This is a genomic window from Microcoleus sp. PH2017_05_CCC_O_A (assembly GCF_020738785.1).
In the GTDB taxonomy this organism is placed as follows: Bacteria; Cyanobacteriota; Cyanobacteriia; order Cyanobacteriales; family Microcoleaceae; genus Microcoleus.
Map to the genome: position 1 here is coordinate 1 of NZ_JAEQCB010000057.1, position 13,799 is coordinate 13,799.

Genomic DNA, 13,799 nt, shown 5'->3' on the forward strand with positions numbered 1-13,799 from the left:
GTCAAAACTGTCAGCAGGCGATCGGATTCGCCGATCGGCGCACTCTTAAGATTGATTCCAATTGCTTTGTAAGTTCGAGTCACTAGATTATAGATTTTAGATTTACAACGGCACTCTTATACGAATTAATTTTGAGGTATGTTGTTGCGCTTTAGCGCTCTTTTCTTAGATATATGAAAGAGCGCTCAAGCGCAACTACGTACCTTTCCATCACTAATGACTAGGAATTAATTTTGAGGTATGTTGTTGCGCTTTAGCGCTCTTTTCTTAGATATATGAAAGAGCGCTCAAGCGCAACTACGTACCTTTCCATCACTAATGAGTCTGATTTAAATTATCCCGCTGGCGGATTAATTCCGGGCCGCGAGAAGTCCCCAAACGAGTCGCACCAGCCACGATCAAATCTATAGCTTGTTCGTGAGTGCGAATTCCTCCGGCCGCTTTAATACCAACTCTTCCCTTAGTAAATTCCTTCAACAACCGTACATCTTCAACTGTCGCCCCACCAAAAAAGCCCGTGTTAGTTTTGATATAAACGGCGCCCGCCTCCATGCAAAGCTCAGCCGCTAATTGTTTTTCCTCATCAGAAAGCATCGAGCATTCGATAATCGCCTTGATAGTTAGTCCGGTTTCTTCGCAAATTTCGGCCAATTCCCGGTGAAATTCGTCGCTTTTTCCGGCTTTCAACAATCCTAAATTGACCGAGACATCTAACTCAACGGCTCCGCTGTCTGCCGCTTCTAGAGCTTCGTAGAGTTTGACTGCTGATGTGGTTGCTCCCGTGGGAAAACCTATGACTGTCGAAACTTTTGACTTTGTGCCGTGCAGAAGACTTACCGCTTGTCGCACGTAGGCGGGATACACGCAAACTGTGGCAAACCCAAATCTTTCTGCTTGTTGGCAGCAGTGTTCTACTTGCTCGGGAGTGGCGCCCGGATCGATGAGGGCGTGGTCGATATAGGGGGCAATATCGATATCTGGCCCTTGTGCAGCCATTGCTATTTTTTCTCCGAAGCAACTACATCTTTATTATGTATCGAATTTACCAATTCTTAACTTGCCTCAGGCTCTGAGTTGCTGCTCAGACCAACTGTTGTGGGAAGTTTTTCATCCATTTATGATAAAAAAAATAAATTTTAGTATCTGCCTTTAGATACATTTTTAATCTTTCTTTAGGTATACTTTGTTAAAAGGAGTTGCGGTAGAGCCTGCGTCAGCTACCCTAGAGCAGAGCCTGGTAGCAGTCACTGTTTTTACTCCGATTAGTGCTTTAAAAACATAACAGCCAGTGCCAAGCATGAATCATTTAGAACTCGAACAAGAAATTGGAAAGATGGCTAGAGCGATGATGACTCGCAATAGCTTAATTGGTAAAGATTTGATTGCAGATCTCAGAGGGCGGCTGTCAACAGACAGCGTAGCTGCTTTGATGATTGTCAGTATTGAGCGCTTGATTTGGTCTGACTGTGAGTCGGTGATCTGGAGTTTGAGTTATTTGATTCCTGCTGATGTGATGGAAGAAATTCGCCGCATTACGGCGCTGGTTGTTTGCAAGCGCTTGATGGGCAAGGGTTTTGTGCTGGGGAAGGATTTTAGTATTGATGCTTCAGGCAGGTTGCTGTTGAGCGAGACTGCTCAAACAGCGGTTGTGGTTGCTTGAATTGGGTAAGCAGAAGTTGGATCTATTGGCACTACGAGATTTGCACTTTTAGTGTAATTGCAAACCTAATTTTGGATGGGGTAATAGTTGACAGTTGACAGTTGACAGTTGACAGTTGACAGTTGACAGTTTGAGAGCGACCTCTACCCTTAAGTCCGAGGATTGGAGTAATGAATAGTCTGATTTTAAGATTTGCAGCAGCTCCAACCAGTGATGAGTGTGGTTAGCTAAAAGAGCATTTGATGAGAGGAAAATAGTCGGTTTCAACTGTCAATCGTTGAGGTTGTTAATGGCTGTTTGTACGGGCGATCGCCCTGTATCAAAATTTTCTGATTTGTAGTCAAATTACAGTTTAACTCCGGGCATTTTTCGTGTAGAATCATCCCTAAGATAGATGCGAAGTATTATGAACTTAATTCAAAACTTGGAAGCGGCTTGGTATTATCATCTGGGTTCGCGCCACCTCGAAGCTAACGATCATGATAGTGCTCTGGCGAATTTTGACAGAGCTGTGAACTTGCAATCGGATCATTATAAGGCTTGGTTCGGGCGAGGTATGGCTTTGGGCAACTTAGAACGACACTTAGAGGCGCTTTCAAGTTTTGATGAGGCCTTGGCGGTGCAGCCGGATGCGAGCTTTGGCTGGCACAACCGGGCTATTGCTTTAGGAAAGTTGGGCCGCTTTTTGGAGGCTCTTAACAGTTTTGACAGGGCTCTGGAGTTCAACCCATATGCGGCGAGTATTTGGCACAACCGGGGACTTTTGCTAATTGATATGGGGCTTTACCAGAAGGCGGTTCTGAGTTTCGATCGCTCTTTGAGTTTGCAGCCAGAGGCGCCTTGGGCGTGGTACAACCGAGGGAATGCTCTGTTAGAGCTAAAACTTTACTATCAGGCGCTCAACAGTTTCGATCGCGCGATCGAGTTTAACCCAGATGATGCCAAGGCTTGGTACAATCGCGGTCTAGCTGCCAACTCCATGGGACTTTACAAGCAAGCAGTGGCTAGTTTTAGTCGATCGATCGCTCTGAAACCGGACAGAGCCGAAGCTGTAGGCGAGCGACGAATTGCTTTGCAAAAATTAGTCGGCTTAAATCAGAAAAATGCCAAGTTCACTCCCACATCAGAGTGTATCTTTGAGGATTATTTGATTTGGTACAATCGGGGTGTGGAATTGGCGCGGCAAGGTAGCTATTCAGAGGCGATCGCTTGCTATGAAACTACCTTAGAAATCAATCCTAATTTTGCTAACGCTTTTTACAATCAAGCTTGCTGTTATGCGCTGCTGGGCTTTGCTGATTTGGCCCTTGACAATTTGCAGCGGGCTGTGGAATTTATGCCTAATTTATACCGAGAGCTAGCTGTAGCTGACTCCGATTTAAGCTGTATTTGGAAACAAGAACGTTTTGCAGCACTGATCGAAGGTTGAGAGGTCAGTTGACAGTTGACAGTTGTCAGTTGACAGTTGTCAGTTACGTTAAATCGAAATTATAGCGCAGTGCGAGCGTCTCGCTCGCGAGCTGTACACTACTCGCGAGCGGGGACGCTCGCACTGTAAAAAAAATGCTTTTTCCAAAACTGAGATGCTCCCCTAATATTGTTTCCGGTTGCATCGGTATTGTTTAATCCGCCAACAATCAACAATCAACAGTTAACAGTTAACAGTTAACTGTCAACATCATTTCGGTGTAACCAGAATTGATATAACTAACCAGAAAGAATTGGTTGAAAGCCCGCCCGCCGGAGCGGGAGAAATTAAAATCAGACTATTCATTACTCCAATACTCGGACTTAAGGGTAGAGGTTATTCTCAAACTGTCACAGGTCAACTAAGAGGGCAGGCACGCACCATCCACTGCCCCTACCAAAGATCAACTGTCAACTGTCAACTGTCAACTGTCAACTGTTGAAGTTCTGGGCGGTTGATTTTACGCAAAAAAAAGCTCGCGTTTCGGGCGAGCTTTTGTGGTTGGGCGAGGGAAATTTAGATCGCCCTCAAGAATGTTTTTGCTATCTATCTCGATCTATCGCACCGCAACTCTGATCGAGGATTTAACTGGCCTGTTGGCAACTATCAGCACCTTGTAGGTGCCAGACTCGGGGAGTTGAGCAAAAGTTTGACCTTCGCCTTGATCTAGGAGTTGTCCCGATGGAGATTCGATCGCCACATCGAGATTTTTGTTGCTAGCATTCACGGTGATTGTCTGTCCCTGTTTTCCGGGAACTGTCAGGGGCTGGATTTGGTAGCCGGACATTTTGAGCCTAACTGTGGCTTCTGTTTCCCCGTATGCTATGGGAAGTGCGCGATCGGGCCTATAAGTCCACTTGGCGTTAAAGTCGCGTTCGAGTACGAAGGCGCTAGTCTCACCTTTCGGAGTAACTCGCACGCGATAAATGCCGGACTCTGGCAACTGACCTATCCACTGATTGTCACTTTTGTCAACAACTCCCAGATTTTGACCGTTGGGGCTGTACAGTTGGGCTGTCAGTTTTCCCGCCCACAGCGAGAGTGTGAGTTCTCGCCCTTTGACGCCTTCAAAAATATAGGTGGTTGGTTGGCTGATGGTGGCTCGAATTTCCGAGGTTGACATTCGCTCGATCGGCTCTAGCTTCGCAACCGGGGCTGGGGTAACTGATGTTGGCTCGATCGGTTCTTGCTTAGCAACTAGGACAGAAGTAACGGGTGTATTAACAGTTTGTGTAATTTCCGCAGCGGCCATCCGCTCGCTCGGTTCAAATTTGGGGGCTACAGGGCTGGCAAATACGGATTTTGCCGTCATCATGAGTAGCATTCCAGTCAGTAAAATTAGTTTTTTCATGTCGCACTTGGCAGGGGTAAGGAGTTGTATATGGTTACTTGTGTTTGCCTGTTTGCACCGGATTAAGTAGGCGCGATCGCGATCGGCTACAGCAGTATAGAGGATACCTGAATTTCCCGTACTTGCACCAAACCTACTGGTAGCAAATTTACAATGCGGGAGCTAAGTGGTAGCCTCAGTTTGCCGTGACATTTTAATCATACTCCTGACAGCATAGTATCGGTGAAAATATTAGTAATTTGGTCAAGGAAAATTAAAGCTTTTATCGGGGAGTTGGCCCCAAAAAATGCCAACGCCCAAAAAACCCGGTATCTTCGCTCCGGGATTTAGCTTGCTACTAGAAAACCGCTATCACCCGCAGGGGGTGACGGTTTCTACTGTTAGCTGTTGCGGGCGATCGCACAAACTCTATTTTGTAGAGAGCGCTTAGAGGCGAGTAGCGTTTCTCCAGGCGGGTTTAGTTGCGATTTTTGTGCAAAACCGGGCTTTTACAGCGAGGTTTATTTGTACTAGGAACCCGACAGAATCTTTAGGTAAGCTTCTACTGTGTTCGACAAGCCCATTTCTAACGCTTCCGCAATTAAAGCGTGACCGATCGAGACTTCTAGTATATCAGGAATAGAGCAAAACTTAGCTAAATTTTGCCAATTTAGATCGTGTCCGGCATTCACTCCCAAACCTACAGATTGAGCCGCTTTAGCTGCTAAAACATACTGTTGAAAAACAGATTCTACATTCCCTTCACGAAAAGCAGTTGCATAGGGTTCCGTGTACAGCTCTACTCGGTCTGCTCCAACTTCTTTGGCTAGGGGCATGAGAGCAGCATCTGCGTCCATAAACAAGCTGACTCTGATGCCGTTGTCTTTTAATTTTTCAATAATTGGTAACAGGCGATCGCGATTTTCGGGAATATCCCAACCGCTATCCGAGGTGAGCACGTCTGGAGCGTCTGGCACTAAGGTACACTGAGCCGGTTTGACATCGCAAACTATATCCATAAATGGCGGCTGAAACGGATTTCCTTCGATGTTGAACTCGACGGTTAGCATTTTGGCTAATTCGTAAACATCGGCAGCTTTGATGTGCCTTTCGTCGGGGCGGGGATGGACTGTGACGCCGTGGGCTCCGGCGGCGATTACTGTTTTTGCAGCTTCGGTAACGCTGGGAATGCCGATATTTCTAGAGTTTCTGAGGAGGGCGATTCTGTTGATGTTGACGCTGAGTTTTGTCATGGGATGTTAATATTTAAGGTTGCTGCTACTATATTAATCGCTTTAGGAACGAAATCTTTAGCACTTTAGGTTATAGCGGTTCTCAAAAAGATTCGCGGACGTTGTTGGGCTTGGGCCCTCTAGGTTTAATAGGATATTCTTGCACAAGATTGACAGTATATTGCTACAATCCTAAATTTTATGCCAATTGTTAAAACTTTCATATTACCTTGATAAACTGGTTTTACCGTTTTCGCGATCTGCGTGGCAAATTGCAGTGCCTTGTCGGTCATCTCTGGGTCGAAACGGCAGTCCTGTTTCCCTAATTTTGAGAATTGGTATTAGAGTATAATAGACCTCTTACAAAAATCGGAAAACACCCGGAAATTATCTGCGTTTATCTGTGTTGCATCTGTCTGACATCTGCGGTTGAAGGATCGAAGATATTGTAGGGTGCGTCAGCGAGGAGCCTAATTTTTAGGTGGGGAGCCAGAAGTGGCTGACGCACCCTACTACTAATTTTGAGAATTGGTATTAGAGTATAATTTCGCTTCTGCCTGCGGTAATGTATCTGCAAAAAAAGCCTCGGCTGTTTGCTGTTTTGCTGCTAAATCTTCCAGATTGGCAATGCAGAAAAGCGGTGTGACGCGATCGACTATTGCGGCCGGAAAATCTCGGGTGAAATATTTGAGTTTAAAGTCGTATCTGTGGGGACGGTAGATCGTGCCCAAGAGTTCGATCAAGGGTAAAAGCGTCCAGTTGTGATAGTTGCCGATCGCATCTACTAAATGCCCGCGATATATCTCTTTTTTGACCAGAGGTTGCAGCAAATCAAAAAGAATTTTGATTTCGTTGAATCTGGCTTGCATTTGGGAAAGATGCTTGTTTGTATCCAAATGAGGCGGTACAATTAAATTGGCTTTGTCAAAAGCGATTCCCTACGGGATAGCTTCGCTTCACGGGACTTTCCCGTGTCTCTCGATTTCCAGAAATTCGTTGCGGCTGCTGCGCCGGAAAACGGCAAAATCAATTAGCAAGAACGGTGGGGTTTCTTTGAGCCGCCAAAAGCACTGGGATTGACCGTGCCAAGCAGGTTATTGAACTCGATATTTGAGTTCGATTTCACCAATTTCGGCGATAGTTTTTTCGACAATCTCAAACGCTTGTTCGACACAGTTATCTGCAACCACAACTGCAATATCGAGGTCTGACCATTCGTCTGTGTAGCCGTGGGCTGCTGAACCTCCCTGCCACAAAGCGAGAACAAAATCTAAAGGTTGTAGGGTTGAAACAATCTTGTCGAGAATGATTTGTCTCATGGGATCAAGCTATAGTTTGAGTTTTCCTTGGCTTCGACAAGTTTAACAAATATCGCGGGTTGAGATTGCTGGGGAACTGTTACGATCGCAATTGCTAATGTGTCCGGTTGGGTGCTGCTGCGGAAATTTAGATGGGAAGTGGCGAAGGAGAGCGGTATTTTTGGGGAAAGTGCGATCGCCCGCCAAGTAGGCAGAGGCATAATTAGTTAGTTGAAATACTCCCCGACCGTCGCGGACGGGGATTCTTCACGCTTCACCGACAGATACTACCGAAATAGTTTTACTCCGTCTCGACGTGCATTTAGAGTCGTGGCGATTCCCCATCCCGACTTTATTTATATTCTTGGCGGCATTCTCGTCGCGGTCGTGTGTAGCCCCGCAATTTACGCACTGCACTGACCGCACTTTTAAGTCTAGCTTGCCCCATTTGTATCCACATTCGGAACAAACTTGGCTGGTCGGTTCCCAACGACTAATTACTACAAACTCTCTGCCGTATTTGACCGACTTAGCCTCGCAAAATACTCTGAATTGTCGCCAACCCTGAAGGCTGATTGCCCTAGAAAGTTTGCGGTTTTTCATCATTGCCGACACATTCAAGTCTTCTAAGATGATGGCTTGGTTTTCGCTGACCACTTTAGTCGATAGCTTGTGCAGGAAGTCTTGGCGCGTGTCCGCAATTTTGTTGTGCGTTTTGGCTCTTTTAATCCGAGTCTTTTCCCAGCCTCTGGAGCCTTTTTCTTGTCGGCTCAACTTGCGCTGCAACTTCCTCACTTTGCGGTCAATCTTTGTGTAGATTGGGCTTTCAGCTTTTGTGCCATCACTCATGAACGCGAAGGTTTTTATCCCCAGGTCAATCCCAATGCTTTGGTTTTTAGGATTGATATTGACTGGTTCGATCTCGACCACGAAACTGAGAAAATAACGGTTGGCACAGTCTTTAATTACTGTTACAGAACTAGGTTCAGACGGCAGTTCTCTTGACCAAATTGGATTTACACTCCCAATTTTTGCCAAGTAAACCGTTTCATTGTTAATTGAAAAACCGCCGCGAGTTAGTCTTGCCGATTGCTGATTGGTCTTTTTCTTAAACCTGGGACTGCCTAACTTTTTGCCTTTGGGCTTGCCATTGAGAGAGCTAAAAAAGTTTTTATAAGCAACACCTAAATCGGCGATGGACTGCTGCAATGGTATTGCTGAAACTTCTGACAGCCAGCACCTTTCTTCAGTCTTTTTCGCTTCAGTGATAAGCAATTTCTGCAAATCTCCGTTGCTTGACAATTTGGAGGAAGCCTTGCACAAAGCCAACGCATCGTTCCAAACTACCCGGACGCAGCCGAACAACCGACTTAAGCTTTGTCGTTGCTGGTTTGTTGGGTAGAATCGGTAGCGATATCTGGCTTTCACGTTGAGGTGCTATAGTTGGTCTGTTGCTCAATTATACATCGGTGCGCTCAAGGTGAAAACTCTTCTTCGCAAAGAAAGGCACAGCATTACGGATCTGAAAATTCACTTGGTCTGTGTGACCAAATATCGTAGGTCGGTATTTACTGCCAACAGCCTTGCGGTGATTGAAGCGTCGTTTAGGGATGTGGCTAAGAAGATGAATTTTCAGATTCGAGAGTTTAATGGAGAAAGCGACCACATCCACGCTTTGATCGAGTATCCTCCCAAGCTATCGATTTCTGCTATGGTGAATGCACTCAAGGGCGTTTCTAGCAGGAAATATGGACAAGAGGGGTTTCCAAAGCCTTGCGGGAAAGAAGCTTTATGGAGTCCTAGCTATTTTGCTGCTTCTGTCGGAGGAGCGCCACTGGAAGTCCTCAAACGCTATATCCAGAATCAAGAAAAGCCGTCTTGAAAGACGGGGCTTTAAACCCATTTCTTTGGTAAGCGCGATCGCCCGCAATTGAAAATCAGTCTTAAATTCTCACTCATCAGAAACCTGCCCGATGTCAGGTAACATGAGAAAGGATTAATTTTTAACAGCGCGGCATGGCTACTATTTGGGAACTCGACTTTTACAGCCGTCCAATCCTAGACGAGCGAGAGAAAAAAAAATGGGAAGTGTTGATTTGCGAAAGCCCGCTGAATGTAGGCGACAAGGCAGAATCTCTGTTTCGCTATTCGCAATTCTGCCCCAGTACAACCGTGAATTCCCTGTGGCTGGCTGGTGCAATTAAAGATGCGATCGCCTCTGCACCGAAACCACCCGAAAAAATCCGCTTTTTTCGCCGCCAAATGGCGAACATGATTACCAAAGCCTGCGAGGAATTGGATATTCCCTCAGCCTCCAGCCGCCGCACCCTCGCCCTCAGCCTGTGGCTGGAAGAACGGATGCAAGACGTTTATCCCGCCGAACCGGGTTATCAGCCGGTTGTGAACCCCACCGTTCAATTTGTACCCGAAACGCCCATAGCGCTGCCGGATGCCTTAATCGGCGAAAAATGGTCGTTTGTGAGTTTGCCGATCGCAGCTTTTGACGAAATGTCCGAGTGGGATATTGGATTTGGCGAAGCTTTCGGACTCCCGATGACACGCCTCGCCCCGGAAACACAAATTCCAGGATTAATCATCTACTCATCGAGAGCAACGGCTTTAGCAGGTTGGATGTCGGGTTTGGAATTAGCTTTTCTCAGATATGATAGCGCCCCTATCCCTAGGCTGGTATTAGATACGGGAGCTAACGATCGCTGGATTATAGCTAATCTCAGAGACTCAGCAACTGAGAAAGAAGCGAAAGGATTTGAAGCGGCGAAAAAGCAAGCAAAACAAGTACATTTTTTAGCAATTCAGTCGAATCCACAATCGGAATCTTTTGCAGGATTTTGGCTGCTGCACGAACTAACTAATTAACTAACTAATTAGTCGATCCCTTGGCAATAACCGATCTGGCATCGGTCGCAAAAATTTGGTAATTGGTAATCGGTAATTGGTAATTGGTAATTGGCAATCGGTAATTGGTAATTGGCAATCGGTAATTGCTTCCAATGACAAATGACAACCGACAAATGACAACAGTCAACTACCAACTGCCAACTGCCAACTGTCAACTGTCAACTGCCAACTGTCAACTGTCAACTGTCAACTGTCAACTACAACAATGACCAATCACCAATCAGCAGAACAACTGCTAGAATTAGCCACCAAAGCAGGTGCCGAAGCTGCTGAGGTATTGGAATCGCAATCGCTCTCGCGGCCGGTCTTTTTTGAAGCAAACCGCCTCAAACAGCTAGAAACTGCCCAAGCAGAAGGCATTGCGCTGCGGCTGTGGCGGGACGGGCGGCCGGGTTTGGCGGTGGCCTACGGGCCCGTGGAACCGCAGATTTTGGTCGATCGCGCGATCGCACTTTCGCAACTCAACGAACCGGAAACCATCGAACTCGGCACCGGTGAGAAAGTTGTTTATCCCGATCGCGGAGTGTCAATCCCAGCCGAACAGCTAGTAAACTGGGGAAAAGAAGCGATCGCGATCGTCCGCGAAGCCTATCCCGAAAGCCTCTGCACCGCCGAACTCGACTGCGAAATCGAAAGCACCCGCTTGCTGAACACCAGAGGCTTGGATTCTAGCCACACCGACACCACCCTCAGCGGTTATTTGTCAGCAGAATTAGTCCGCGGCGAAGATTTCCTCAACATTTGGGATGGCGAAACCGAACGCGGCACTCTCGACTTAACCACCAGCGCCAAGCGCGTTTTGCAGCGTTTGGAATGGGCGAAAGAAAATGTAGCCCCCGCCACGGGCCGCGTGCCGGTACTGTTTACAGCCAAAGCAGCCGATTTGCTGTGGGGGACTGTCTGTGCGGCGTTGAATGGTAAACAGGTACTCGAAGGCGCTTCTCCTTGGAACGATCGATTGGGCCAACAAGTAACATCGCCCCTTGTCACTCTCTCGCAGCAGCCGGATATCGGGCCCTATAGCTGTCCTTTTGATGACGAAGGTACTCCCACTCGGGCGATCGTCTTTATCAACAGCGGAGTATTGCAGCTATTTTATACCGATCGCACCACCGGTCGAGCCTTGGGAAGCGGCACCACCGGCAACGGATTTCGCCCCGGTTTGGGCAGCTATCCAACGCCGAGTTTGTTTAATGTTTTGATTAAACCAGGAGAGCGATCGTTAATTGACTTAATCACTCAATTAGACGACGGCATTGTCATCGATCAAATGCTCGGCGGCAGTGCCGGAATTTCCGGCGATTTTTCAATTAACGTCGATCTCGGCTACAGAGTCAAAAAAGGTCAAATAATCGGCAGAATCAAAGACACCATGGTAGCCGGCAACGTCTACAGCGTCCTCAAACAATTGGTAGAATTAGGAGGAGACTCCGAGTGGAACGGTTCTTGCCACACACCATCTGTAATTGTAGAGGGATTGTCCGTCACCGGCAAAAACTAAATTCATGGGAATTGGGCAAACAGGGCATACGGCATTGGTAATCGATAATGGGTAATCGTTCATAGTTAATAGTTAGTGGTTAGTGGTTAAGCCCAAGTGCATTTAAATTGTGCAGTCAAGTTTGATAAAATGCTTGTGGGTGGGGTGCATCTGGTTTTAACAAATATGTTTGTAGGGGCGAAGCATGACCGCAGTCAATATGGGATTATAACTAATAATTTATATGCGGTCATGCTTCGCCCTCCCCAAAAGTGAGTGAGATGCACCCGTGTGGTGGCTCCCAGAAACCGCCCAAAAAATACAATTAAGATGCCCAACAGCTTAGTAGTTAATAGTTAGTGGTTAGTGGTTAGTGGTTAGTGGTTACTTGTGAGGAGTTTTTCTAATAAAAAATAACCAATTCCCAATTCTCAATTCCCTGTTTGGCCAATCCCTTCGCTCCGCCCAATTCCCAATTATCCATTCCCAATTCCCAATTCCCAATTCCCCATTCCCCATTCCCCATTCCCAATTCCCCATTCCCCATTCCCAGACATAATATGCGTATTTGTTTTATCGGCGACTCTTTTGTCAATGGTACAGGCGACCCCAAATATCTTGGTTGGACAGGACGTGTTTGTGCGGCAGCCAGCGGGCAAAGACAGGATATCACCTACTATAATTTAGGAGTGCGGGGAGAAACCAGTACGGATATAGAAACTCGGTGGTTCAGCGAAATTTCTTGTCGCTTACCTCACTACTGCGACGGCAGAATAGTATTTTCCTTTGGCGTCAACGACACTTATTTTGAAAACGGAAAAACTCGCGTCTTACTTGAAAAGTCAATTGAAAATCTCCGCTATATTCTCAACTCTGCGAAAGAAAGAGTGCCAGTCTTAATGATAGGGCCGCCGCCAGTTATTGATGTCGAGCGCACAATCAGAATAGCCAGTTTATCCGAGCAGTTTTCCCAAGTTTGTAGCGAGTTAAATGTGCCTTATTTAGATATTTGTACCCCGCTGGAAAAATCAGAGATTTGGATCGAAGAACTTACCAACAATGACGGTTCCCATCCTCGGGCTGCTGGTTACAAGGAAGTGGCTAAAATAATTCACAATTGGGAGGCTTGGAAAGATTGGTTTAAAAATATAAACATATCAGATAAAGAGACGGTAACTCTGTTTAGAGCAGTCGGAAAAAAAGAAATGGAATTAATTAAAGAAAGCGATTTTCTGGTATTTCCGCCGCGACTGTCTTTCCAGCCTATTTTTTATCCCGTACTTCACAAAGCATATGCCATACAAATTGCACGAGATTGGAATACCAAAGATGCAGCATCGGGATATTTTGGTTATGTAACCAGGTTTAGAGTTTTGGCTGAATTCTTGAATAAATATCCCGTCCAAACAGTCGGCAGTTCGATTCACCAAGAGTATTGGATTCCAGCAGAAGAGTTGGCAGACTTCAATCGCAATATTGTCGGCAAAATTGAAATTTTTGCTGAATATCAACCGTAAAATAGAATCAACAGGACTTACGGATTGCTGCTCAGAAACCGGGTTTTTTCCTAAGAAACTGGTCGATCGCCTTTAATTCCTGTAAAAAATCGGTTTCTATAGGTTGGACTGGCTCAATCTCGATAAAATAGGAGGAATGACAGATGTTAGATTTTAATCAATTTGAAGTTGTGAGTTTTGACTGCTACGGCACTCTCATAGATTGGGAAAGTGGGATATTACCAGTCTTGAAACAGTTGCTGTCCAACCGCGAAATCGATTTTAGCGATGAGGGAACTTTAGAAATGTTTGCTGAGTTTGAATCGGAACTGGAAAAAGACAAGGGTGAGTATATCAAATATCGAGAAATCCTGCAAGAAATAGTCAGAAAAATTGGTAAAAAATTTAGTTTTGAACCGACAGAAACAGAGTCGGCAACAGAAATTAATTGTTTGGTTGAATCGATAAAAAATTGGCAGCCTTTCCCGGATACAGTTGCAGCTTTGAGAGCGCTCAAGCAAAAATATAAATTGGCGGTAATTTCCAACATTGATGACGATTTGTTTGTTGGTACTGCCAAACATTTAAAAGTTGAATTCGATTGGGTAATTACGGCGGAACAAGTACGATCGTACAAACCGTCAACTCGCAACTTTGAAATGGCGATCGAGAAAATGGGCATACCACCGTCAAAACTCCTGCACGTCGCTCAAAGCCTGTATCACGACATTGTACCAGCCTCATATATGGGAATATCGACAGTTTGGGTAAATCGGAGATACGATCGAACAGGATTTGGTGCGACACTGCCGGCCAGCGCCCAGCCGGATTTAGAAGTGCCGGATTTGACAACGCTGGTGGAGGCGATCGCCTAAATAACCGCAGATGTCAAAATAGTTGCTTGAAATTACCAAAA

16 protein-coding genes are annotated in these 13,799 nt (G+C 46.0%); 8 read left to right on the plus strand and 8 right to left on the minus strand.

Annotated features, from left to right (window positions below; genetic code table 11):
* Nucleotides 1-315: 315 nt before the first annotated feature.
* The gene (deoC, locus tag JGK20_RS14780; RefSeq protein WP_293185173.1) at nucleotides 316-996 is read right to left on the minus strand and encodes a deoxyribose-phosphate aldolase; all 681 of its coding nucleotides are present in this window, start codon (nucleotides 994-996) and stop codon (nucleotides 316-318) included.
* Between the two features lie 301 nt (nucleotides 997-1,297).
* Here deoC and JGK20_RS14785 point away from each other — a divergent pair, with 301 nt between their 5' ends.
* Together JGK20_RS14785 and JGK20_RS14790 are read left to right on the plus strand one after the other, a co-directional pair.
* On the plus strand, nucleotides 1,298-1,660 hold the full coding sequence (locus tag JGK20_RS14785) for a hypothetical protein (RefSeq protein WP_293185172.1): 363 nt from the start codon (nucleotides 1,298-1,300) through the stop codon (nucleotides 1,658-1,660).
* Nucleotides 1,661-2,066: 406 nt separating this feature from the next.
* Nucleotides 2,067-3,089 (plus strand): tetratricopeptide repeat protein, encoded by a 1,023-nt coding sequence (locus JGK20_RS14790; RefSeq protein WP_293185170.1) that lies wholly within the window; start codon nucleotides 2,067-2,069, stop codon nucleotides 3,087-3,089.
* A gap of 595 nt (nucleotides 3,090-3,684) precedes the next feature.
* Here the strand turns inward: JGK20_RS14790 and JGK20_RS14795 are convergent.
* Complete coding sequence (locus JGK20_RS14795) at nucleotides 3,685-4,479, minus strand: hypothetical protein (protein WP_293185169.1); 795 nt, start codon at nucleotides 4,477-4,479, stop codon at nucleotides 3,685-3,687.
* A 286-nt stretch (nucleotides 4,480-4,765) separates the two neighbouring features.
* On the opposite strand from JGK20_RS14795, the gene JGK20_RS14800 reads away from it, so the two are divergent.
* Complete coding sequence (locus JGK20_RS14800; protein ID WP_293185168.1) at nucleotides 4,766-4,909, plus strand: hypothetical protein; 144 nt, start codon at nucleotides 4,766-4,768, stop codon at nucleotides 4,907-4,909.
* Between the two features lie 79 nt (nucleotides 4,910-4,988).
* Here JGK20_RS14800 and JGK20_RS14805 read toward each other — a convergent pair whose 3' ends face one another.
* From JGK20_RS14805 to JGK20_RS14825, 5 genes are all read right to left on the minus strand, one after another.
* Nucleotides 4,989-5,711 carry a pyridoxine 5'-phosphate synthase gene (locus JGK20_RS14805; protein ID WP_293231073.1) on the minus strand — a complete coding sequence of 241 codons (723 nt, stop codon included), beginning with the start codon at nucleotides 5,709-5,711 and terminating at the stop codon, nucleotides 4,989-4,991.
* Nucleotides 5,712-6,205: 494 nt separating this feature from the next.
* The gene (locus JGK20_RS14810; protein WP_293213012.1) at nucleotides 6,206-6,559 is read right to left on the minus strand and encodes a hypothetical protein; all 354 of its coding nucleotides are present in this window, start codon (nucleotides 6,557-6,559) and stop codon (nucleotides 6,206-6,208) included.
* 225 nt (nucleotides 6,560-6,784) lie between these two features.
* Nucleotides 6,785-7,009 carry a nucleotidyltransferase domain-containing protein gene (locus JGK20_RS14815; protein WP_293213014.1) on the minus strand — a complete coding sequence of 75 codons (225 nt, stop codon included), beginning with the start codon at nucleotides 7,007-7,009 and terminating at the stop codon, nucleotides 6,785-6,787.
* Entirely contained in the window at nucleotides 7,006-7,209 is a 204-nt protein-coding gene (locus JGK20_RS14820; protein WP_293213016.1) for a hypothetical protein, read from the minus strand. The genes JGK20_RS14815 and JGK20_RS14820 overlap by 4 nt, the downstream gene beginning before the upstream one ends.
* A 46-nt stretch (nucleotides 7,210-7,255) precedes the next feature.
* Entirely contained in the window at nucleotides 7,256-8,416 is a 1,161-nt protein-coding gene (locus JGK20_RS14825; RefSeq protein WP_293213018.1) for a transposase, read from the minus strand.
* Between the two features lie 52 nt (nucleotides 8,417-8,468).
* Between JGK20_RS14825 and tnpA the strand changes: the two genes are divergently transcribed.
* The 3 genes from tnpA to JGK20_RS14840 all read left to right on the plus strand — a co-directional run bounded on the left by tnpA (nucleotide 8,469) and on the right by JGK20_RS14840 (nucleotide 11,408).
* Entirely contained in the window at nucleotides 8,469-8,870 is a 402-nt protein-coding gene (tnpA, locus tag JGK20_RS14830; RefSeq protein WP_293185162.1) for an IS200/IS605 family transposase, read from the plus strand.
* Between the two features lie 134 nt (nucleotides 8,871-9,004).
* Nucleotides 9,005-9,865 (plus strand): Tab2/Atab2 family RNA-binding protein, encoded by an 861-nt coding sequence (locus JGK20_RS14835; RefSeq protein WP_293185160.1) that lies wholly within the window; start codon nucleotides 9,005-9,007, stop codon nucleotides 9,863-9,865.
* A 247-nt stretch (nucleotides 9,866-10,112) separates the two neighbouring features.
* Nucleotides 10,113-11,408 carry a TldD/PmbA family protein gene (locus tag JGK20_RS14840; protein ID WP_293231076.1) on the plus strand — a complete coding sequence of 432 codons (1,296 nt, stop codon included), beginning with the start codon at nucleotides 10,113-10,115 and terminating at the stop codon, nucleotides 11,406-11,408.
* Between the two features lie 382 nt (nucleotides 11,409-11,790).
* On the opposite strand, the gene JGK20_RS14845 is transcribed toward JGK20_RS14840, so the two are convergent.
* Nucleotides 11,791-11,934: a hypothetical protein gene (locus JGK20_RS14845; RefSeq protein ID WP_293231078.1), complete on the minus strand. Its 144-nt coding sequence runs from the start codon at nucleotides 11,932-11,934 to the stop codon at nucleotides 11,791-11,793.
* Nucleotides 11,935-11,947: 13 nt separating this feature from the next.
* On the opposite strand from JGK20_RS14845, the gene JGK20_RS14850 reads away from it, so the two are divergent.
* Together JGK20_RS14850 and JGK20_RS14855 are read left to right on the plus strand one after the other, a co-directional pair.
* Nucleotides 11,948-12,904, plus strand: a complete 957-nt coding sequence (locus JGK20_RS14850; protein WP_293198337.1) for a GDSL-type esterase/lipase family protein — start codon at nucleotides 11,948-11,950, stop codon at nucleotides 12,902-12,904.
* Nucleotides 12,905-13,047: 143 nt separating this feature from the next.
* Entirely contained in the window at nucleotides 13,048-13,758 is a 711-nt protein-coding gene (locus JGK20_RS14855) for a haloacid dehalogenase type II (protein WP_293198334.1), read from the plus strand.
* Nucleotides 13,759-13,799: the final 41 nt, after the last annotated feature.

Bases quoted from the DNA above. Each gene is read 5' to 3' on its own strand.
- deoC (WP_293185173.1), bottom strand. From the start codon at position 996: ATGGCTGCACAAGGGCCAGATATCGATATTGCCCCCTATATCGACCAC.
- JGK20_RS14785 (WP_293185172.1), top strand. From the start codon at position 1,298: ATGAATCATTTAGAACTCGAACAAGAAATTGGAAAGATGGCTAGAGCG.
- JGK20_RS14790 (WP_293185170.1), top strand. From the start codon at position 2,067: ATGAACTTAATTCAAAACTTGGAAGCGGCTTGGTATTATCATCTGGGT.
- JGK20_RS14795 (WP_293185169.1), bottom strand. From the start codon at position 4,479: ATGAAAAAACTAATTTTACTGACTGGAATGCTACTCATGATGACGGCA.
- JGK20_RS14800 (WP_293185168.1), top strand. From the start codon at position 4,766: ATGCCAACGCCCAAAAAACCCGGTATCTTCGCTCCGGGATTTAGCTTG.
- JGK20_RS14805 (WP_293231073.1), bottom strand. From the start codon at position 5,711: ATGACAAAACTCAGCGTCAACATCAACAGAATCGCCCTCCTCAGAAAC.
- JGK20_RS14810 (WP_293213012.1), bottom strand. From the start codon at position 6,559: ATGCAAGCCAGATTCAACGAAATCAAAATTCTTTTTGATTTGCTGCAA.
- JGK20_RS14815 (WP_293213014.1), bottom strand. From the start codon at position 7,009: ATGAGACAAATCATTCTCGACAAGATTGTTTCAACCCTACAACCTTTA.
- JGK20_RS14820 (WP_293213016.1), bottom strand. From the start codon at position 7,209: ATGCCTCTGCCTACTTGGCGGGCGATCGCACTTTCCCCAAAAATACCG.
- JGK20_RS14835 (WP_293185160.1), top strand. From the start codon at position 9,005: ATGGCTACTATTTGGGAACTCGACTTTTACAGCCGTCCAATCCTAGAC.
- JGK20_RS14840 (WP_293231076.1), top strand. From the start codon at position 10,113: ATGACCAATCACCAATCAGCAGAACAACTGCTAGAATTAGCCACCAAA.
- JGK20_RS14845 (WP_293231078.1), bottom strand. From the start codon at position 11,934: ATGGGGAATGGGGAATTGGGAATGGGGAATGGGGAATGGGGAATTGGG.
- JGK20_RS14850 (WP_293198337.1), top strand. From the start codon at position 11,948: ATGCGTATTTGTTTTATCGGCGACTCTTTTGTCAATGGTACAGGCGAC.
- JGK20_RS14855 (WP_293198334.1), top strand. From the start codon at position 13,048: ATGTTAGATTTTAATCAATTTGAAGTTGTGAGTTTTGACTGCTACGGC.